This is a genomic window from Desemzia sp. FAM 23990, from assembly GCF_045528485.1.
Lineage (GTDB): Bacteria > Bacillota > Bacilli > Lactobacillales > Carnobacteriaceae > Desemzia.
In genome coordinates this window covers 17,526-36,891 of record NZ_JBGQQW010000028.1, presented here as the reverse complement: position 1 = coordinate 36,891, position 19,366 = coordinate 17,526, and the positions used below count along the sequence as shown (strand labels likewise).

The window sequence follows — 19,366 nt, the reverse complement described above, 5'->3', positions numbered from 1 at the left end:
AGAAGAACAGGCAATATAGGTGGTACCGCGAATCCAAAAGCATTCGTCCTAATGTAGATTAGGATGGGTGCTTTTTTAGCGTTTTAAAACAAGATTACACTTTAAAAGAGAAAAGGAGTGGTGCAATATGGCAAAAGAACTTACAATGCCGACGAAATATCAACCGAATGAAGTTGAAGCTGGCCGTTACGAAAAATGGTTGGAAAAAGATTTATTCAAACCCAGTGGAGACAAAACGAAAAAACCTTTTTCAGTGGTGATTCCACCTCCAAATGTTACGGGTAAATTGCATTTAGGACATGCATGGGATACCACCTTACAAGATATCTTAGTGCGTCAAAAACGCATGCAAGGATACGACACATTGTGGCTGCCGGGGATGGACCATGCTGGAATTGCTACCCAAGCGAAAGTGGAAGCTAAATTAGCTGAAGAGGGTATTTCTCGTTACGATTTAGGAAGAGAAAAGTTCATTGAACAAGTTTGGGAATGGAAAGAAGATTACGCTAGTGTGATTCGTGAACAATGGGCAAAAGTCGGGATCTCTGTCGATTACAGCCGCGAACGTTTTACATTAGATGAAGGTCTATCTGATGCAGTTCGTAAAGTATTTGTTACGATGTACGAAAAAGAGCTGATCTACCGTGGCGAATACATCATCAATTGGGATCCAAAAGCGAAAACAGCTTTATCGGATATTGAAGTGATCCATCAAGATATCGAAGGTGCTTTTTATCATATGACGTATCCTTTAACTGATGGCAGCGGAGAAGTAGAAATTGCTACGACTCGTCCAGAAACGATGCTAGGGGATACAGCTGTTGCCGTGCATCCTGAAGATGAACGTTATCAAGCGCTGATTGGTAAAACAGTTATGCTGCCATTGATGAATCGCGAAATTCCGATTATTGCGGATGATTATGTGGATATGGAATTTGGTACGGGTGTCGTTAAAATCACTCCAGCTCATGACCCAAATGACTTTGAAGTCGGGAACCGTCATGACCTCCCACGTGTCAATGTGATGAATGAAGATGGATCTATGAATGATACAGCAGGCAAATATGCAGGTATGGACCGTTTTGAAGCTCGTAAAGCTGTGGTGAAAGATTTAGAAGCTGAAGGACGTTTGGTGAAAATCGATAAAATGGTTCACAGTGTTGGACATTCCGAGCGTACCGGAGTAGTGGTTGAACCTCGATTGTCTACTCAATGGTTTGTTAAAATGGCGCCAATGGCAAAAGACGCTTTAGAAAACCAAGAGTCAGACGGAAAAGTCAACTTTGTGCCTGACCGTTTTGAAAAGACCTTTACTCAATGGATGGATAACGTTCATGACTGGGTTATCTCTCGTCAATTGTGGTGGGGACATCGTATCCCAGCATGGTACCATAAAGAAACGGGCGAATTGTATGTTGGAATGGAAGCACCGGCAGACAGTGAAAACTGGGAACAAGATCCAGACGTATTGGACACTTGGTTTAGTTCAGCGCTATGGCCATTTTCAACGATGGGTTGGCCTAACGAAGACGCAGAAGATTTCAAACGTTACTTCCCGACCAGCACATTGGTAACTGGGTACGATATTATCTTCTTTTGGGTTAGCCGTATGATTTTTCAAAGTTTGGAATTTACGAATGAGAGACCATTCAAAGATGTGTTGATTCACGGATTGATTCGTGACGAACAAGGACGCAAGATGAGCAAATCTTTAGGGAATGGAATCGATCCAATGGATATTATTGACAAATACGGTGCGGACGCTATGCGTTGGTTCTTATCTACGGGATCTGCTCCAGGACAAGATGTCCGTTTTAGTTACGATAAAATGGATGCTGCTTGGAACTTTATCAATAAAATCTGGAACGCCAGCCGTTTTGTTTTAATGAACTTAGAGGATTTTGATGTAAAAGACATTGATTTAACAGGCGAAAAAACGGTTGCTGACCGTTGGATTTTGACTAAATTAAATGACACCATCCAATCGGTAACTGATTTAACAGAGAAATATGAAATTGGTGAAGCTGGTCGTCACTTATATCATTTCATCTGGGATGATTTCTGTGACTGGTATATCGAAATGAGTAAAGAGATTTTATTCGGTGAAGATGAAGCAGCGAAACAAACGACAAGAAGTATCTTGGCACATGTGTTGGATCAAATCTTGCGCTTGTTGCACCCGATTATGCCTTTTGTAACGGAAGAAATTTGGGAAAATATTCCGCACGAAGGAGAATCATTAGTCGTAGCAGAATACCCAACGGTTCGTCCGGAGTTGTCTGATGAAGCAGCTGCCAAAGGGATGGATGTCTTGATGGAATTGATTCGTTCTGTACGTAACATTCGTTCAGAAGTGAATACACCATTGTCGAAAAAAATCAACATCCTGATCAAAACCAATGATGAAACAGTTGAAACATTCTTGAACGCAAATATTTCTTATATTGAACGTTTCTGTAATCCGGAAGAACTAACGATCTCTAAATCGATCGAAGCTCCTGAAGAAGCAATGACAGCGGTCATTACGGGTGCAGAAATCTATCTTCCTCTAGCAGGATTGATCAATATTGAAGAAGAAATCACTCGTTTGGAAAAAGAATTGGACAAATGGAACAAAGAAGTGAAACGTGTCCAAGGTAAATTAGCCAACGAGAAGTTTGTCAGCAACGCTCCAGAAAAAATTGTCCAAGAAGAAAAAGCCAAAGAAGCTGAGTACTTGGAAAGACAAGCAACTGTCAGTGATAGAATTGCTGTGTTGAAACAAAAACGTTAATTGAAACAGTACTGAATGAAAAAGCTGGGTCTCTGATATTAGAGGCACAGCTTTTTCTACTGCAAATCGAGAGCAAATCATCTATAATGGAAAAGACAATAGTTTAATGCAGAACGGTGGAAAAGACATGTGGAACACATATGAAGAAGCACTTGAATGGATTCACGGCATTCGAGTATTTGGTAAGAAACCCGGTTTAAAACGAATGGAATGGATGTTGGAACGGTTAGGCCGCCCAGATAAAAAAGTCCCGGCTATCCATGTAGCAGGAACAAATGGAAAGGGATCAACGGTCACTTTTATTCGCAGTATGCTGGAAGAACAGGGGTTGGTCGTCGGAACGTTCACTTCGCCGTTTATCGAAGTGTTTAATGAACGCATCAGTGTAAACGGTGAGCCGATAGCTGATGAAGAGATTCTGCGTTTAGCCAATATAGTGTACCCTTTAGCGGGAGCTTTAGAAGAGACTGATCTTGGCGGACCAAGTGAGTTTGAAGTCATCACAACGATGATGTTTTCTTATTTTGGGGAGGGTCATGTGGACGTTGCAGTAATTGAAGTTGGTTTAGGCGGATTATACGATTCGACGAATGTCGTTTTGCCTGAAGTATCCGTGATTACCACTATTGGAATGGATCATATGGCTATTTTAGGAGACACAGTGCCGGAAATTGCCCAACAAAAAGCTGGGATCATTAAACCAGCTGTTCCAGTTGTGACAGGAAATATCCCTCCAGAAGCGATGAAGGAAATTGAAAAAGTAGCTACTGACTGCGACAGCAAAATGTACAGCTATCAAAAAGATTTTGCCATTTCGGATTGGCATACGCTGCCTACTTGGGGAGAACAGTTTAGTTATGAAGATGAGTTGATGCGCTTAAGAACGATCCAATTATCTATGCTGGGTAAACATCAAGTAGAAAATGCTGCGACAGCTATCCAAGCGGTGGAGATTTACGCTGAGAGAACGCAGTTGACACTAAATCACGTGGCTTTATTAAGAGGGTTGAAAAAAGCTTTTTGGCCTGGGAGAATGGAAAAAATCAGTGATGATCCGGTTATCATATTGGATGGTGCACACAATGAACCGGGAATTGAACGACTAGTAGAAACGATTCAGAACGACTTTACTCAACAAGAAGTGCATGTGATATTTGCAGCCTTAAAAAACAAAGATATCCAAAAAATGGTGGATTTGATTCAGGAATTGCCAAATGTTCAACTCACCTTGACGTCTTTTGATTTCGAAAAAGCAGCCTCCAGAGAAGAGCTGCACCCATATACTCAATCTGGAGTGAACTATTATGCACAATGGCAGGAAGCCTTGCTAAATGAGCTGGAAAATAGGGATGAAGGCAGTATCCTATTGATCACTGGGTCACTGTACTTTATCTCAGAAGTGAGAAGGAACTTGTTAAATACGGATGAAGAGGAATAAGGGGGATAGAGTGATGAATAAACTAAAAACCGTGATTTTTGATATGGATGGGCTGATGTTTGATACAGAAACGATGTATTACCAGGCAAATCAAAAAGCAGCCGATGACTTAGGCTTGCCATTTACTTATGAATATTACGCCAAATACATCGGAATATCAGATGAAGAGTTTTTTGCGAGTATGTACCGTGATTTTAAAGATGACCAAAAGGTGGATGCGTTTATCGCAAACAGCCGAACATATTTGTTTGAGCAAATCGAATCAGCTGGTATTTTAGTAAAGCCTGGCTTAGTTGAATTGTTAGACTTCCTTCATGAACGCGGAATCGGCAAAGTGGTAGCTTCCAGCAGTATTCGCTCCATGGTTCAAATGTGTTTGGATCACGCAGGCGTAGCACATTATTTTGACGAAGTTGTTTCTGGTGATCAAGTTGAATTTGCTAAGCCGGATCCAGAAATATTTGAAAAAGCTTGGGGGCTGTTTGAGGGAGAAAAAGAAGAGACCGTTATTTTGGAAGATTCTTTAAATGGTATCCGTGCGGCTTATGATGCAGGAATTTCGGTCGTTATGGTTCCGGATTTGTTTGAGCCGAATGAAGAAGCCAGAGAAAAAACAGTTGCTATACAGAATGATTTAAGAGAAGTCAAACAGTTTCTTCAAAGAAATTGGATTTTAGACAATTAAATAACTAAATAACCTCTTTTTTACTTATATTATCTGCAAAGGAGGTTTTTTTATGTCTACAAAAGGAATGAACTTACTAGCTGAAATGCCAATAGAATCAAGACCGAGAGAAAGATTGCAACAATACGGTGAAAAAGCTTTAGCCAACCATGAGCTTTTGGCTATTTTACTGCGAACGGGAATAAAAGGAACCAATGTCGTTTCCGTTGCTCTGCAACTGCTCAATGCATTTGATGATCTGTATTATTTAAAAACAGTGTCGTTGGAAGAATTAATGTTGGTATCGGGTATTGGAAAAACAAAAGCTGTTGAATTGAAAGCAGCAATTGAATTAGGGACGCGGATCGCACAAGCCCCACAACTGAAAACCGGACAAATTACTTCCAGCCGCCAAGTAGGTGAGATGATGTTGGCTGAGATGAGTGATTTACAGCAAGAACACGTTATTGTGTTGTACTTGAACACTAAGAATGAAATCATTAAAAAAGAAACTATTTTTAAAGGAGGATTAAATTCATCTGTCGCGCATCCGAGAGAAATATTCAAAGGTGCCGTTCGTTATTCAGCTGCTCGATTAGCGATTGTACACAATCACCCATCAGGCTGTCCAGATCCTTCTGAGGCAGATATTTCATTTACTAGACGTGTAGCAGAATGCGGCGAGTTGATGGGAGTAGAATTGTTGGACCATTTGATCATTGGTCAAAACAGATACGTAAGTTTAAAAGAAATCGGTATTATTTAAAAAAAAGTGAGTCGCAGCAATGATATTTAAGATTATCCAGAAATAAATAAATAAACTTTGTAATATAGCTTGCTAAGTTTTTTTTATCGTGTTATACTTTGTTTAGCATTTTGTTAGGTGGAAAAAAGAATTGTTTCAAAACATTCCGAATCGTACCGTCAGCAACAATGTGAATTATAATGTGCTTTCAAGCACGAGGAGGAATTTTTCATGGAACAAGGTACAGTAAAATGGTTTAACGCAGAAAAAGGATTTGGATTTATCGAACGCGAAGGCGCAGACGATGTATTCGTACACTTCTCAGCTATCCAAGGAGACGGATTCAAAACTTTAGAAGAAGGACAAGCAGTTTCTTTTGACGTAGAAGAAGGAAACCGTGGACCTCAAGCTGCTAACGTTAACAAAATTTAATTTAACTAAAAAATTAAAAGTTAGCTCAGAACAGCCTAGTTTATAACTAGGCTGTTCTTTTTTGTCTTTTTTTACTGCTAAATATTTTTTTACGTTAAATTATCATATACTATTAGTGGAATAAATGATTATTCGTCGGGTCTAAGTCAGAGTGGAAATTTAATGGTATTCACATAACTTAGCGAATAAATGATTGGATCATTTAAATAGGAGAGGAAAATGGCATTTTAGAGAGGAAAAGTGATATGCAAGGATACCGGCAAGAAAAAGATGCGCTAGGTACAGTTCAAGTCAAAACAGAAAATTTATGGGGAGCCCAAACGCAACGGAGTTTAGAAAACTTCGCTATTGGGTCTGAAAAAATGCCGCTCGAATTTATTTATTCACTGGTCAGCATCAAAAAAGCTGCCGCAACAATCAATCATAAGGAGCAATTGTTATCCGAGGAAGAAAGAAATCGAATAGTCGAAGCTTGTGATCAGATATTGGACGGAAAATTCGATGAGCAATTTCCATTGAAAATTTGGCAAACGGGAAGCGGTACGCAAACCAATATGAATGTGAACGAAGTTATTGCAGCTATTGCCAATCAGTCGAAAGACCTGCCTAAATTGCATCCAAATGATCATGTCAATGCTTCACAAAGCTCGAATGATGTTTTTCCAACTGCGATGCAAATGACGATTTATCAATCGATCCAGACTGCATTGCTTATGGAATGCAGAGAATGGATCACTGTACTCAAAGAGAAAGAACAGCAGTATCAATCACTGATTAAGATCGGTCGTACTCATTTGCAAGACGCCGTTCCGATGACATTTGGACAGGAAATAAGCGGATGGCGGACGATGTTGGAGAAGAATACTTATTTCATTACTGAAAGCAGTGAGGCGTTGAAAAAATTGCCCATTGGAGGTACCGCTGTGGGTACTGGTTTAAATGCTCCAGATGACTTTGATCAAAAAATAGTAGCGGAATTAAATCGATCGTTGCCATTTACCTTTGAAGTTGAAGAAAACAAATTTTATGGTCTGTCTAGTCACAGCAATTTGACTTATTCTCATGGCGCGCTTCGAAGTTTAGCAGTTGATTTGATGAAAATCGCTAATGATGTCAGATGGCTGGCAAGTGGTCCAAGAGGTGGTTTGGGAGAAGTTAGGATTCCAGCTAATGAACCAGGCAGCTCTATCATGCCTGGAAAAGTAAATCCTACTCAGGCGGAAGCATTAACGATGATCGTAGCTCAAATCATAGGAAATGATGCAACGATTCAATTTGCTGCCAGCCAAGGGAATTTTCAATTGAATGTCTTCAAGCCGGTTATTTTGTTTAATATGCTGAAAAGTGTTCAATTGCTGACAGAGGGGATGCGGTCATTCAGGATCCATTGTCTGTCTGGTATGGAAGCGAATGAGCAACAGATGGACAGCTATTTAAAAGATTCGTTGATGATCGTAACGGCTCTTTCTCCTCACGTCGGTTATGAAAAGAGTGCACAAATTGCAAAATACGCATATGCGCACAGATTATCTATCCGTGAAGGCGCTCTACAGTTGGAACTCGCTTCTGAAGAAGAACTGGATCAATGGCTGGACCCGGCTTTGATGATCCGCAAGTAATGAGAACATGCAGAATCGGAAAATGTCATTTCTGTTGTTTAAATTAGAAACAAAATTTGTCGTTTTTCTTTAAAATAACCGGTGAAATAGTTGAATGCCTTTATATTCCTCGCAGAAAAATGTATACTAAGCATGCTTGCTATTAAAAAAACTCAATTGCAAAGATTACTAGAATGTTGAGTTCTACTTAAATTTGTATTAAAAACAACGATTATTGATGCGAAGTGATTGAAATTAAAGTATGATAATAAAAGTGAAAAAATACAGTAAAATGCAGTAATGCTATTGTGAAAAGTCTACTGGTTCTTTTCTCAAAAAAATTGGGTTGAAGAAGCAAAGCCTGTATAGGCTAGACAACTGAGAGGATGAAATATGTGCTTAATTTTGGAAATAAAAACATGGGAATCGATTTAGGAACAGCCAATACGAATGTATTCGTTGAAGGTAAAGGGATCGTTTTAAGAGAACCTTCTGTTGTTGCTAAAGATATAAACACAGGAGAAATCGTAACGGTCGGGGAAGAAGCCAGAAATATGATTGGTAGAACACCAGGTTCGATCATTGCGATTCGTCCAATGAAAAATGGAGTTATTGCGGATTTTGATATCACGGCTGAAATGATGAAATATTACATTAAAAAAGCGGTGGGGAAACGTACTTCTAAACCTTTTGTGGTAGTTTGTGTGCCCAGCAGTGTAACAGAAGTTGAAAAAAGAGCGGTTATCGACGCTACTCGCTTAGCTGGAGCTAAGGATGCTTATATCATTGAAGAACCATTTGCAGCAGCAATTGGAGCTGGATTACCGGTAATGGATCCTACAGGTAGCATGGTAGTGGATATTGGTGGTGGAACAACGGACGTGGCAACCATCTCTTTAGGCGGTATTGTCAGCAGCAGAACGATTCGTTTAGCTGGAGACCGAATGGATGAAGTGATCATCCACCACATACGTAAAAAACACAACTTGCTGATCGGTGAAAGAACCGCTGAACAAATCAAAATGGAAATTGGGTGTGCATCGGTTGAAAAAGCAGCTGAATACGGCACGATGGACATTAGAGGTAGAGATTTACTTACTGGTTTACCGCAAACTATTGAAATAACGGCAGTTGATGTAGCTGAGGCTATTCAAGAAGTTGTTGAAGGAATCGTCATAGCGGTTCGTGAAACCTTGGAAGAAACATCGCCGGAAATATCTGCAGATGTTATCGATCATGGAATTGTCTTAACTGGTGGCGGGGCGTTACTTAAAAACATCAGCGATGTGATCGCTCATGAAACAGATGTACCGGTATTTGTTGCAAATGAACCTTTGGATTGTGTGGCTAACGGTACAGGAGAAGCTTTGAAACACATGGACGTTTACCAAAAACGCGGCCTTAAATAAAACTGACCATTATCAAGCGGGTATGGATTATCCATCCCGCTCTTTTTGAGTGAAGGAATTTGAGGGTTTGAGTAAAAAGGAATTTGAAATAAAATCGAAAACAGTCTGCTTATTTTGAGCAACCTATGGTAAAATATACACAGCCTGCAAAAATCAACGAGGTGGTACTTTGAACCAGTTTTTTTCAAACAAAAAGCTTATTATTTTATTAGTTAGTGTAATTGTTGTTCTTGGGCTTATTGCAGTTTCCATTACGGGCAGTGGAAATGTTCCTATAGTTCAGCGATTTACTAATGATGTAACAGCACTAATCAGTCGAGTCATCAGTAAACCTGCTAATGGAGTAGTCAGTATCATTGACTCTGTAGAAGGATTGCTTGACACGTATGAAGAAAATAAATTATTGAAGTCCAAAATGGATGGATTGTATGAAACAGAAGCAGAAATTGCTGCATTACAACAAGACAACGACAAAATGCAAGAACAATTGGGATTAACGGAAACATTGTCTGATTACAATAGTATCAATGGTGCAGTGATCGGTCGAAATCCAGATAACTGGGTCGATCAGTTAGTGATTGATAGAGGAAGTCAGCATGGAGTAGAAGTAGATATGTCGGTTATGGGCGGAAATGGTTACATTGGACGAATTGTAGAAGTTAGTCCTACCAGTTCCAAAGTTCAATTGGTGACAACTTCCCACCAAAATACAGGACGAGTTTCTGCACAAGTACTGACAGATAACGGAGCAGTACATGGAATCATCAGCGGCTATGAAGCAGAAACAAATCGTCTGATCCTGAACCAAATCATTACGGATGCTACTTTGAAAGAAGGAGACCAAGTCATGACTTCAGGATTGGGAGGTCTTTCACCAAGTTCTTTATTGATCGGTACGGTAGATGAAATACGATTAGACTCTCATGGATTAGCGATGGAAGCCTATATTACTCCAGCAGCAGACATGAATGATATTCGTTTTGTGACCATTATTCAAAGAGCATCTGGAAGTGGGGAATAGAGAATGACCAAAAAAGCAAGAATCAATCTATTTGTCCCAGTGACTTTTTTGATAGCTCTGTTGTTTGATGGTATCATTGCATCGATCTTTTCAACTCGACTCTACACCGCAACCAGCGATATGGTTCCCAGATTGATTATTATCTGCATTGTATTGTTTTCTTTTTATGTGGATCGGAAGTACATGATTCTTTTTGGTATTCTCTTTGGTTTACTATACGATAGTTATTATGTAGGGATTCTAGGGTTGTACACGTCTCTATTTCCGATCATCATTTATTTAAGCGATAAAATGCGGAAAATATTAAACCCTAATTTATTGGTGTTGGTTATGATAGTAATTATTCACATTAGCCTGGTAGAAACCTTGTTGTTTGGCTTCTACTCGGTTATTGATCTGACCACAATCGATATTGCAACATTTTTAGCAAATCGGTTGGGACCAACACTGTTGTTAAACAGTATGTTCTTGTTGGTACTTTACTATCCACTAAAAAAAACGGCTGCAACCATTGTGCAGGATTAAAAAATTTGTTCGTAAGTCTTTTGAGATTGGGGGAAGGGTTTAATGAAACAAAATGTAACATTAAAGGGAATTAAGGAAGGCTTTTTGTTAAATTTGAATGATGCGGCTTCTTTTGAAGAATTGACTAATGAATTGGATGAGTTGTTAGATCATTTGAGAGCAGAGCGTAAGCTATCTGGTGAAACGCGTAAAGACATTCATTTAGAGATTCATTCGGGATATCGTTTATTGAACGATGAACAAAAGGAATTGTTGACCAAAAAAATTGAAGAAAAAAGTCATTTCTCCATCAAATCTTTTGACGCAACTGTATTGACTTACGAACGTGCCATTGAATGGCAAAAAAAAGTCAGTTTAGAAATGAAAGTTCAAACCGTAAGAAGCGGACAAATTTTAGAAGCTCCTGGAGATATTTTATTGATTGGGAAAGTTCATCCGGGAGGCAGTATCCGAGCTAAGGGCAGTATCTTTATTATGGGAGAACTTCATGGAGTAGCTCATGCGGGTATTGACGGCGATACTTCAGCAGTTATTGTGGCTGATTTCCTCACTAAAGCGCAAATCCGTATTGCCGATAATGTTGAAGTTATTGAAAATGAAGAGGAAGAAAGCAGAAAAAGCAAGGTAGAAGTGGCGTATATAAATGATTTACATATCTTATCTTTTGAAACGTTGGATCGCTTAAAGAAGATACAGCCATCTATTGATAAAGTGACAGGAGGATTATTTGAATGAGTACAGCTATTGTCATTACATCTGGTAAAGGTGGGGTTGGAAAAACAACTTCAACGGCTAATTTAGGAACAGCATTGGCACTGCAAGGGAAAAAAGTGTGTTTGATCGATATGGATATCGGTTTGCGGAACTTAGATGTGATTCTAGGTCTAGAAAACCGCATTATCTATGATATTGTGGATGTAGTGGAAGAACGTGCAAAATTGCATCAAGCATTGATCAAAGACAAACGTTTTAACGATAACTTGTACTTGCTTCCAGCTGCACAAAATGCAGATAAAAACTCCATCAATGAACAACAAATGATCAATATTGTGGAAGAGTTGCGCGGTGATTATGACTATATTCTGATTGATTGTCCTGCAGGTATCGAACAAGGATTTAAAAACTCTATTGCTGCTGCAGATCAAGCGTTCATTGTAACAACTCCAGAGATCTCGGCTATTCGAGATGCAGATAGAATTATTGGATTGTTGGAACAAACAGAAATTTCTGATCCTAAATTGATCATCAACCGTATTCGCAAACGAATGATGCAAGATGGAGAAGTCATGGATGTAGATGAGATTACACGTCATTTGTCTATTGATTTGTTAGGGATCATATTTGATGATGATGATGTTGTCCGTTCATCCAACAATGGAGACCCTATTGTATTGAATCCGAAAAATGCGGCTTCTCAAGGATATCGGAATATTGCCCGCAGAATATTGGGTGAGACGGTACCTTTAATGTCACTGAAATCAGAAAAACCAACTTTTTGGCAAAAAATATTTGGCAAAAAGAAATAATTGTGCTATAGTACATTTAAATTAAATATCCATTAAAAAAGCATGGATGAGGAAAAGTAGAAATGGAATCTTTCAAGAGAGGTTGCGGATGGTGAAAGCAGCTAAGATGAAATTTTGAACACACACCTTTAAGCTGGCAGCTGAAAGTATAGAAGTAAGTTGACTCGGGAGTACCCGTTACAGTACTAGCGTTTAGTAGTTTTGAACGTGATGAGGCAAGTTTCTGTGAAGAACTTGCAAATAAAGGTGGAACCACGATAATGATCATCATCGTCCTTTGAATTTCGAATTTCGGAATTCAAAGGACGTTTTTTTGTTTTTAAGGACTGCAGCTTTAAAAATGAATCATTTTAAAAAAGGGAGAGAATAGGAATGTATAAAAAAATTATTACATCTTTTGTTGGCGCAATGACGTTAGTTTTAGCAGGGTGCGGTTCAAATAATACAGAGACAGATTCATATGAACAAATTGTTGAAGAGGGGAAAATTACTGTAGGATTGGATGATACTTTTGCTCCAATGGGCTTTCGAGACAGTAATGGTGAAGTTGTCGGTTTTGATATTGACTTGGCAAATGAAGTGGGAGATAGATTGGGCTTAGATGTAGAATTTCAACCCATTGATTGGGCTTTGAAAGAAACAGAATTGAATAATGGGAACATTGATGCTATTTGGAACGGCTATACGATTACAGAAGAGCGTCAAGAGCAAGTGGACTTCAGTACACCCTATCTAGAAAATAGCCAAATCGTGATCGTATTGGAAGATAGTCCCATCCAAACGATAGCTGATTTAAGTGGGAAAGTAGTTGCTGCACAACAATCGTCAAGTGCTGTGGATGCGATCAATGCGGATCCTTCAAATATAGTTGATCAATTTGCCAACCAAGAAATTGTCGTATACCCTTCAAACAATGATGTCTTTAATGATCTGGGTTCAGGCCGAAGCGATGCTATCGTAGTAGATGAAACACTTGGTCGGTACTATATGAAACAAAATGAGGATATGGCTTACCGTGTGCTGGAAGAAAACTTCGGTGAAGAAGAATATGCAGTCGGTTTCCGTAAGGTTGATGACCAATTGACGGAAGCTGTAAACGGGGCTTTAGAGGAAATGAGAGCAGACGGCACGTTTGATGAGATCTATGCCAAATGGTTTGCGGAATAAAAAAAAGCAGCTGATGATTTTTAAGTAATCATTTTAGGGGGTGTCAAAATGAAACTGAAAAAAATAAAAACGATGGGCAGTGTACTGCTGTTTCCGTTGCTTCTAATGGCTTGTGGGAATGCAAATACAACTGCTGCGGACAATGAAGAAATCTTTATAGGTGAACCAGGAGACACTTTTGTTGTAGGATTAGATGATACTTTTGTACCAATGGGATTTAGGGATAATGAAGGGCGCTTAGTTGGTTTAGATGTTGATCTCGCAAAAGAAGCCGCAGATCGCTTGGATGTAGAAATTGAATTTCAACCCATTGATTGGGCAATGAAAGAAACAGAATTGAATTCAGGGAAAATTGATGCTATCTGGAACGGATATTCTATGACTAAAGAAAGAGAAGAGAAGGTAGCTTTCAGTACTCCTTATCACAGCAGCGGACAAGTATTTGTTGTACTGGCTGACAGCTTAATTGAAAATTGGGACGATTTGGCAGGGAAGATTGTCGCCTCGCAACAGTCTTCCAGCACGGTTGACTTATTGAAAAATCATGAGACCGGCATCGTGGACACATTTGCGGACGGGGATATCGTACAATACCCTTCGTACAACGATGTCTTCAATGACTTGGAGAGTGGACGCAGTGAAGCTATCGCAGTCAGCGAAACGTATGCTCGTTATTACATGAAGCAAAAAGAGGAAGAGAAGTACCGCATTTTAGAAGAAGGTTTCGGCTATGAAGACAGTGCAGTAGGGTTGAGAAAATCGGATACAGAGTTTCGCGATAAACTGAATGCTGTACTAGCTGAGATGGAAGAAGATGGAATATTGCAAGAAATCAAAGGCAGATGGATTGCTGAATAAATTAAGTTAAATAAAGGATGAGTGAGAAATGGATTTGATTGCTGAGATAACCCCCAGTCTGTTAGATGGACTACAGACAACCTTATTATTATTTTTTATTATCGTGATTGTGACAATTCCTTTGGGATTTTTGATTGCCTGCATTAGAGTATATGCACCTAAGTGGATCTCTTGGATCATTCAAGTCTACATTTATGTGATGCGTGGAACACCGCTTCTATTGCAATTGATGGTTGTCTTTTTTGGACTGCCATTTATAGGGATCACGTTTGAACGTTTTCCAGCAGCTGTTTTTACATTTATTATTAATTATACTGCTTATTACGCTGAAATTTTTCGAGGCGGAATTCTTTCTGTTCCAAATGGTCAATTTGAAGCGATCAAAGTTTTAGGAATCGGCAGAATAAACGGCTTTAAAAAAATCATTATTCCGCAAGTAATGCGGGTAGTGCTGCCTTCTGTGGGAAATGAAGTTATCTCTCTAGTAAAAGATACTTCATTGATTTATATTTTAGGATTAGGCGAATTATTAAGAGCCGGTCAAATTGCTGCTAACACGTATGCTTCTTTGATTCCATATGCAGCAGTGGGAATCGTTTATTTAGTGGTGACGGGAATCATTACGTTGCTCTTAAATGTTATTGAGAAGAAATCAGATTACTAAAGGAGAAGGTTAAACATGGGATTGAAAGCAATGAATGTTTCAAAACAATTCAATAGTGTAAATATCATTAAAGATTTTGATTTTACAATTGATACAGGAGAAATAGTGAATCTTATAGGGAAATCTGGTACTGGGAAAACGACGTTCATGAGACTGTTGAATCAGCTGGAAAAAGCGGATAATGGGACGATTGCTATTAATGATGCCTACTTATGCCGCGAAACTGATGGAAAAGCTGATTATGTGCCAAAAAAAGAACGTATGGTGTACAACAACCAAATCGGAATGGTATTTCAGGATTATCAATTGTTTCCTAATTTGACGATCTTAGAAAATTGTATTGAAGCTCCTCTAGCTCAGAAATTATTGTCCAAAGAAGAAGCCATAAAAAAAGCAGAACTTTTGTTAAATCAAATGGCTATTTTAAATAAAAAAGATGTGTATCCTGGAACTTTATCTGGTGGACAACAACAACGGGTTGCTATCGCACGTGCCATGATGTTGAATCCGCAGATCTTGTGCTTTGACGAGCCAACATCAGCTCTTGATCGAGACACTGCTGACGGAGTTGGAAAAATGATCCAAGAAATCGCCGCAAGTGGAACGGGTATCTTAATCGTTACTCATGATACGGCTTTTGCCGATCAATACGGAACTCGTTCCGTTCCATCTGATGCCTTTATTTGATCAAACATAAAACATAAAAAGAACTTGTCAATGAGAAAAATACGTTGACGGGTTCTTTTGTTTTTGGTATGATGTTAATGTTGTAAATGTGTAGCACCACAACTACAACCGCACGGAAATGAGTTTGTAAGTCCATTACGGCACTCACAACGGCGAGTCTAAGTCTAATAAGGAGGTGCGAATAAATGTACGCAATTATTAAAACAGGTGGTAAACAAGTAAAAGTTGAGGTTGGACAAGCAATCTACGTTGAAAAATTAAACGTTGAAGCTGGCGAAACAATCAATTTTGACGAAGTAATCTTAGTTGGTGGAGAAGACACTAAAGTGGGAACTCCATTCATCGAAGGCGCAACTGTTGAAGGAACTGTTGAAAAACATGGTAAACAAAAGAAAGTTACTACTTTCAAATACAAACCTAAAAAACACAGTCACCGTAAACAAGGTCATCGTCAACCATATACAAAAGTTGTCATCAATGCTATCAACGCATAATAAAGAGGTGATCCATATTGATTCAAGCATCTATTAAACGAAATGACAAAGGAAATATCGTTTCTTTTGAAGTGACGGGACATGCGGAGTCAGGACCCTATGGCAGCGACATCGTTTGTGCAGCTGTTTCTGCGTTAGTGATTGGGACTACAAATAGCTTGATCACCTTGACTGGAGTTGCTCCAATCATCGAGCAAAATGATGAGGTCGAAGGCGGCTACTTATATGTTGAACTGATTCAAGACTTAACAGAAGAACAGTTGAAGACAGCTCAAGTGTTGCTTGAGAGTCTGCTTATTTCCTTAAATGGAATAGCAGAAGAATACTCTAAATACATTCAATTAAAGATTAAATCATGATGGAGGTGCATTCCAAATGTTGAAAATGAATCTACAATTCTTCGCTCACAAAAAAGGGGGCGGATCTACTGCTAACGGTCGTGACTCACAATCAAAACGTTTAGGAGCTAAACGTGCTGATGGTCAAACTGTTTCAGGTGGATCAATTTTATACCGCCAACGCGGTACTAAAATTTACCCAGGAGTTAACGTAGGTATCGGCGGAGATGACACATTGTTTGCTAAAGTTGACGGCGTTGTTCGTTTCGAACGTAAAGGCCGTGACAAAAAACAAGTTTCTGTATACCCAGTAGCTCAATAATAAGATCCAAAAAAGGGAGTGGACAATCGTTCACTCCCCTATTTTAGTTATTTTTAGATGTTAAAGAACACCTTCTAAAAGAAAAAAGTGAATCCCCCGAAAAATTAAGTGCCTTGCCATGTCCTCAATAAGAGCAATATTGTATGGAATAAGGTATACTTATTGATGAAATCAAGAACTTTAAGTCTAATTCTATGCAATAAGTCGCTTTGTATCTTGTGTACATAGTGCAGATTAGATAAAATGATAAAGTAGTCTTGAATTCAAATGACTAATTTTTATCTTACGTAAAAGACAGGTATGAGGAAGAGAGGTTGATTTTTTTGTCTCAAAAAGACATGGAAACTCTTTTTAATCAATTAGATAGTACCGTTCAATTGTTAAGAAATGAAATTGATTTTTCATACTTGGAAGCACTGACTGAATCAGGCAGCAATCTGATTGAAAAAAATATTCCTACTGAAATGAAGAATATTTTAAATCCAGCAACAGCAGATAAATTAACAGAGATTTATCAAGGTGCAAATACAGCTGACATGGAACCTGAAGACATCCGAAAAAGTTTGCAATTAGTAATCTTAAAAGGATTGAAAGAGGACAAAGTGCAGGCGAATCATCAAATGACACCAGATGCTATCGGATTTATGTTTGTGTATTTTATCGAAAAAGTGCGAGACACTTCTTTGACGAAAATGCGGATTCTAGATCCCACTGTTGGTACAGGCAATTTGCTTTCAACAGTTTACAATGCTTTAGCGACTGCCAATGTTGAGGTAGAAGCAGAAGGAATTGAAAATGATGATTTACTCATTGACTTAGCAGCTATGGCTACAAGACTCCAAAGACAAAACGTTAAATTAACCCATCAGGATGCTATTCAGGATCTATTAGTAGACCCGGTAGACTTAGTGGTGAGTGACTTACCGATTGGCTACTATCCAGTTGACGAAAGAGCGAAATCCTATACATCGGCAGCAAAAGAAGGACATTCCTTTGCCCATCATTTGCTGATTGAACAAAGTATGAAGTATTTGAAACCAAATGCATTTGGTTTATTTCTTGTACCGAAACTATTGTTTGAAACACCAGAAGCAGCATCTTTGATGAAAGCTATTCAAAAATCAGGATATTTACAAGGTATGTTGCATTTGCCAAAAGAATTATTTGCAAATGAACAATCACAAAGATCTATTTTACTGCTTCAAAAAGATGGGGACCAAGCAGAACAAGCTAAACAAGTATTGCTTGGGAACATTCCTGATTTGAAAAATCAACAATCCATGTTAAAATTTATGCAGGAAGTGGATAGCTGGAAGAAAGAAAATTTGTAAGAGAAGAAAAGGGGAAGAAACATGTCAAAAACAATTGCAATCAATGCAGGTAGTTCAAGTTTAAAATTTACGTTGTTTGAAATGCCTGAAGAAAAAGAAATCGCTTCAGGGATCGTTGAAAGAATCGGATTGAAAGATTCAATCTTTACAACAAAATACAATGGTGAAAAATACAATATCACAGAAGACATCGACAACCATGAAATTGCTATCCAAAAAGTATTGGATAAATTAATTGAATTAAACGTTATCGCAAGCTACGATGAAATCGAAGGTGTTGGACATCGTGTAGTTGCTGGGGGAGAAGACTTTAAAGAATCTGCTCTTATCGACAACGATGTATTAGCAAAAATTGAACAATTAGCTGATTTAGCTCCTTTACACAATACTGCAAACGCAACAGGAATCAAAGCATTTAAAAAATTATTGCCAAACATCACAAGTGTAGCGGTATTTGATACTTCTTTCCACACTTCAATGCCAGCTGTAAACTACTTGTACAGCTTACCAATGGAATACTATGAAAAACATGCAGCTCGTAAATATGGAGCACATGGTACTTCTCATCAATACGTATCTGAACGTGCAGCAGATATGCTTGGACGTTCACTAGAAGACTTGAAATTGATCACTTGCCACTTAGGTAATGGTGCTTCTATTACAGCTGTTGAAGGTGGAAAATCAGTAGATACATCTATGGGATTCACTCCTTTAGCTGGTGTAACAATGGGAACTCGTACAGGTGATATCGATGCTTCTATTATTCCATACTTGATGGAAAAAGAAGGTATTACTGATATTAACGAAATGATCAATATCTTTAACAAAAAATCTGGATTACTTGGTTTATCAGGTGTATCAAGCGACATGCGTGATGTGGAAGATGCTGCTGAAGCAGGAGACGACAGAGCGCAATTAGCTTTAGACATTTTCTATAACCGAGTTCAAAAATACATTGGCCAATACGTAGCATTGATGAATGGAGTAGACGCAATCATCTTTACGGCTGGTATCGGTGAAAACTCAGTTGAAACTCGTAAAATCCTTATCGATGGTATCAACTGGTTTGGTGCTGAAATCGACGACGAAAGAAACAACGTTCGTGGCGAAGAACGCATTATCTCAACAGACGACTCAAAAGTTAAAGTCTTGTTGATTCCAACAGACGAAGAAGTCATGATCGCCCGTGACGTAGAACGACTAAAAAAATAAGAGCGTGAAGTAAGCCGTTTAGCTCTCTGTACAGTAGCTGAATGTTAAAAGTTAGGTGCTTTTCCTAACATTTGTCATTCGGCTACTGGGAGAGAGAGCTGGCTTACGCAACGCGTCTAAATAAGAGCGTGAAACAAGGCGTTTAGGCTTTCGTAGGTTTCA

The 19,366-nt window shown here is 38.8% G+C and carries 20 protein-coding genes and 3 other annotated features (1 of these 23 running past the window's edge); all 20 genes read left to right on the top strand.

Translation table 11 applies throughout. The features are described 5' to 3' along the window. Positions 1-54: a binding site (T-box leader), on the top strand (it extends 179 nt beyond the left edge of the window). Between the two features lie 73 nt (positions 55-127). After that, a complete protein-coding gene (locus tag ACEN4I_RS11075) occupies positions 128-2,773 on the top strand; it encodes a valine--tRNA ligase (protein WP_407095503.1) in 2,646 nt (881 codons plus the stop codon). Between the two features lie 127 nt (positions 2,774-2,900). After that, positions 2,901-4,211, top strand: a complete 1,311-nt coding sequence (locus ACEN4I_RS11070) for a bifunctional folylpolyglutamate synthase/dihydrofolate synthase (protein WP_407102980.1) — start codon at positions 2,901-2,903, stop codon at positions 4,209-4,211. Between the two features lie 13 nt (positions 4,212-4,224). Further along, a complete protein-coding gene (locus tag ACEN4I_RS11065; protein ID WP_407095500.1) occupies positions 4,225-4,896 on the top strand; it encodes an HAD family hydrolase in 672 nt (223 codons plus the stop codon). A 52-nt stretch (positions 4,897-4,948) separates the two neighbouring features. Further along, positions 4,949-5,641, top strand: a complete 693-nt coding sequence (radC, locus tag ACEN4I_RS11060) for a DNA repair protein RadC (RefSeq protein WP_407095499.1) — start codon at positions 4,949-4,951, stop codon at positions 5,639-5,641. Between the two features lie 210 nt (positions 5,642-5,851). Then, the gene (locus ACEN4I_RS11055) at positions 5,852-6,052 is read left to right on the top strand and encodes a cold-shock protein (RefSeq protein ID WP_204210628.1); all 201 of its coding nucleotides are present in this window, start codon (positions 5,852-5,854) and stop codon (positions 6,050-6,052) included. 245 nt (positions 6,053-6,297) lie between these two features. Beyond that, complete coding sequence (locus tag ACEN4I_RS11050; protein ID WP_407095498.1) at positions 6,298-7,671, top strand: class II fumarate hydratase; 1,374 nt, start codon at positions 6,298-6,300, stop codon at positions 7,669-7,671. A gap of 374 nt (positions 7,672-8,045) precedes the next feature. Beyond that, positions 8,046-9,059: a rod shape-determining protein gene (locus ACEN4I_RS11045; RefSeq protein WP_407102979.1), complete on the top strand. Its 1,014-nt coding sequence runs from the start codon at positions 8,046-8,048 to the stop codon at positions 9,057-9,059. Between the two features lie 169 nt (positions 9,060-9,228). Beyond that, on the top strand, positions 9,229-10,080 hold the full coding sequence (gene mreC / locus ACEN4I_RS11040) for a rod shape-determining protein MreC (RefSeq protein ID WP_407102978.1): 852 nt from the start codon (positions 9,229-9,231) through the stop codon (positions 10,078-10,080). A 3-nt stretch (positions 10,081-10,083) separates the two neighbouring features. Further along, entirely contained in the window at positions 10,084-10,605 is a 522-nt protein-coding gene (mreD, locus tag ACEN4I_RS11035; protein WP_407095495.1) for a rod shape-determining protein MreD, read from the top strand. A 42-nt stretch (positions 10,606-10,647) separates the two neighbouring features. Then, the gene (locus ACEN4I_RS11030; protein ID WP_407102977.1) at positions 10,648-11,340 is read left to right on the top strand and encodes a septum site-determining protein MinC; all 693 of its coding nucleotides are present in this window, start codon (positions 10,648-10,650) and stop codon (positions 11,338-11,340) included. Then, a complete protein-coding gene (gene minD, locus ACEN4I_RS11025; RefSeq protein WP_407102976.1) occupies positions 11,337-12,131 on the top strand; it encodes a septum site-determining protein MinD in 795 nt (264 codons plus the stop codon). Before ACEN4I_RS11030 ends, minD begins: the two co-directional genes overlap by 4 nt. 34 nt (positions 12,132-12,165) lie before the next feature. Next, positions 12,166-12,412, top strand: a binding site (T-box leader). Positions 12,413-12,503: 91 nt separating this feature from the next. Beyond that, the gene (locus tag ACEN4I_RS11020) at positions 12,504-13,298 is read left to right on the top strand and encodes an amino acid ABC transporter substrate-binding protein (RefSeq protein ID WP_407102975.1); all 795 of its coding nucleotides are present in this window, start codon (positions 12,504-12,506) and stop codon (positions 13,296-13,298) included. A gap of 48 nt (positions 13,299-13,346) precedes the next feature. Beyond that, the gene (locus ACEN4I_RS11015; RefSeq protein ID WP_407102974.1) at positions 13,347-14,156 is read left to right on the top strand and encodes an amino acid ABC transporter substrate-binding protein; all 810 of its coding nucleotides are present in this window, start codon (positions 13,347-13,349) and stop codon (positions 14,154-14,156) included. 28 nt (positions 14,157-14,184) lie between these two features. Beyond that, positions 14,185-14,820, top strand: a complete 636-nt coding sequence (locus tag ACEN4I_RS11010; protein ID WP_407095490.1) for an amino acid ABC transporter permease — start codon at positions 14,185-14,187, stop codon at positions 14,818-14,820. A gap of 15 nt (positions 14,821-14,835) precedes the next feature. Then, entirely contained in the window at positions 14,836-15,507 is a 672-nt protein-coding gene (locus tag ACEN4I_RS11005; RefSeq protein ID WP_407102973.1) for an amino acid ABC transporter ATP-binding protein, read from the top strand. A gap of 96 nt (positions 15,508-15,603) precedes the next feature. Further along, positions 15,604-15,677: a sequence feature (ribosomal protein L21 leader region), on the top strand. Positions 15,678-15,692: 15 nt separating this feature from the next. Continuing rightward, positions 15,693-16,001, top strand: a complete 309-nt coding sequence (gene rplU / locus ACEN4I_RS11000) for a 50S ribosomal protein L21 (protein WP_204210639.1) — start codon at positions 15,693-15,695, stop codon at positions 15,999-16,001. Between the two features lie 17 nt (positions 16,002-16,018). Further along, positions 16,019-16,360 carry a ribosomal-processing cysteine protease Prp gene (locus tag ACEN4I_RS10995; RefSeq protein ID WP_407095488.1) on the top strand — a complete coding sequence of 114 codons (342 nt, stop codon included), beginning with the start codon at positions 16,019-16,021 and terminating at the stop codon, positions 16,358-16,360. A 16-nt stretch (positions 16,361-16,376) separates the two neighbouring features. Next, on the top strand, positions 16,377-16,661 hold the full coding sequence (gene rpmA, locus ACEN4I_RS10990; protein WP_407095487.1) for a 50S ribosomal protein L27: 285 nt from the start codon (positions 16,377-16,379) through the stop codon (positions 16,659-16,661). A gap of 323 nt (positions 16,662-16,984) precedes the next feature. Beyond that, complete coding sequence (locus ACEN4I_RS10985; RefSeq protein WP_407102972.1) at positions 16,985-17,992, top strand: class I SAM-dependent methyltransferase; 1,008 nt, start codon at positions 16,985-16,987, stop codon at positions 17,990-17,992. 21 nt (positions 17,993-18,013) lie between these two features. Further along, positions 18,014-19,204: an acetate/propionate family kinase gene (locus tag ACEN4I_RS10980; RefSeq protein ID WP_407095485.1), complete on the top strand. Its 1,191-nt coding sequence runs from the start codon at positions 18,014-18,016 to the stop codon at positions 19,202-19,204. The last annotated feature ends 162 nt before the right edge of the window (positions 19,205-19,366 follow it).

What these genes read in the sequence shown, in the direction of transcription:
- ACEN4I_RS11075 (WP_407095503.1), top strand. Translation starts at nt 128, where the DNA reads ATGGCAAAAGAACTTACAATGCCGACGAAATATCAACCGAATGAAGTT.
- ACEN4I_RS11070 (WP_407102980.1), top strand. Translation starts at nt 2,901, where the DNA reads ATGTGGAACACATATGAAGAAGCACTTGAATGGATTCACGGCATTCGA.
- ACEN4I_RS11065 (WP_407095500.1), top strand. Translation starts at nt 4,225, where the DNA reads ATGAATAAACTAAAAACCGTGATTTTTGATATGGATGGGCTGATGTTT.
- radC (WP_407095499.1), top strand. Translation starts at nt 4,949, where the DNA reads ATGTCTACAAAAGGAATGAACTTACTAGCTGAAATGCCAATAGAATCA.
- ACEN4I_RS11055 (WP_204210628.1), top strand. Translation starts at nt 5,852, where the DNA reads ATGGAACAAGGTACAGTAAAATGGTTTAACGCAGAAAAAGGATTTGGA.
- ACEN4I_RS11050 (WP_407095498.1), top strand. Translation starts at nt 6,298, where the DNA reads ATGCAAGGATACCGGCAAGAAAAAGATGCGCTAGGTACAGTTCAAGTC.
- mreD (WP_407095495.1), top strand. Translation starts at nt 10,084, where the DNA reads ATGACCAAAAAAGCAAGAATCAATCTATTTGTCCCAGTGACTTTTTTG.
- ACEN4I_RS11030 (WP_407102977.1), top strand. Translation starts at nt 10,648, where the DNA reads ATGAAACAAAATGTAACATTAAAGGGAATTAAGGAAGGCTTTTTGTTA.
- minD (WP_407102976.1), top strand. Translation starts at nt 11,337, where the DNA reads ATGAGTACAGCTATTGTCATTACATCTGGTAAAGGTGGGGTTGGAAAA.
- ACEN4I_RS11020 (WP_407102975.1), top strand. Translation starts at nt 12,504, where the DNA reads ATGTATAAAAAAATTATTACATCTTTTGTTGGCGCAATGACGTTAGTT.
- ACEN4I_RS11015 (WP_407102974.1), top strand. Translation starts at nt 13,347, where the DNA reads ATGAAACTGAAAAAAATAAAAACGATGGGCAGTGTACTGCTGTTTCCG.
- ACEN4I_RS11010 (WP_407095490.1), top strand. Translation starts at nt 14,185, where the DNA reads ATGGATTTGATTGCTGAGATAACCCCCAGTCTGTTAGATGGACTACAG.
- ACEN4I_RS11005 (WP_407102973.1), top strand. Translation starts at nt 14,836, where the DNA reads ATGGGATTGAAAGCAATGAATGTTTCAAAACAATTCAATAGTGTAAAT.
- rplU (WP_204210639.1), top strand. Translation starts at nt 15,693, where the DNA reads ATGTACGCAATTATTAAAACAGGTGGTAAACAAGTAAAAGTTGAGGTT.
- rpmA (WP_407095487.1), top strand. Translation starts at nt 16,377, where the DNA reads ATGTTGAAAATGAATCTACAATTCTTCGCTCACAAAAAAGGGGGCGGA.
- ACEN4I_RS10980 (WP_407095485.1), top strand. Translation starts at nt 18,014, where the DNA reads ATGTCAAAAACAATTGCAATCAATGCAGGTAGTTCAAGTTTAAAATTT.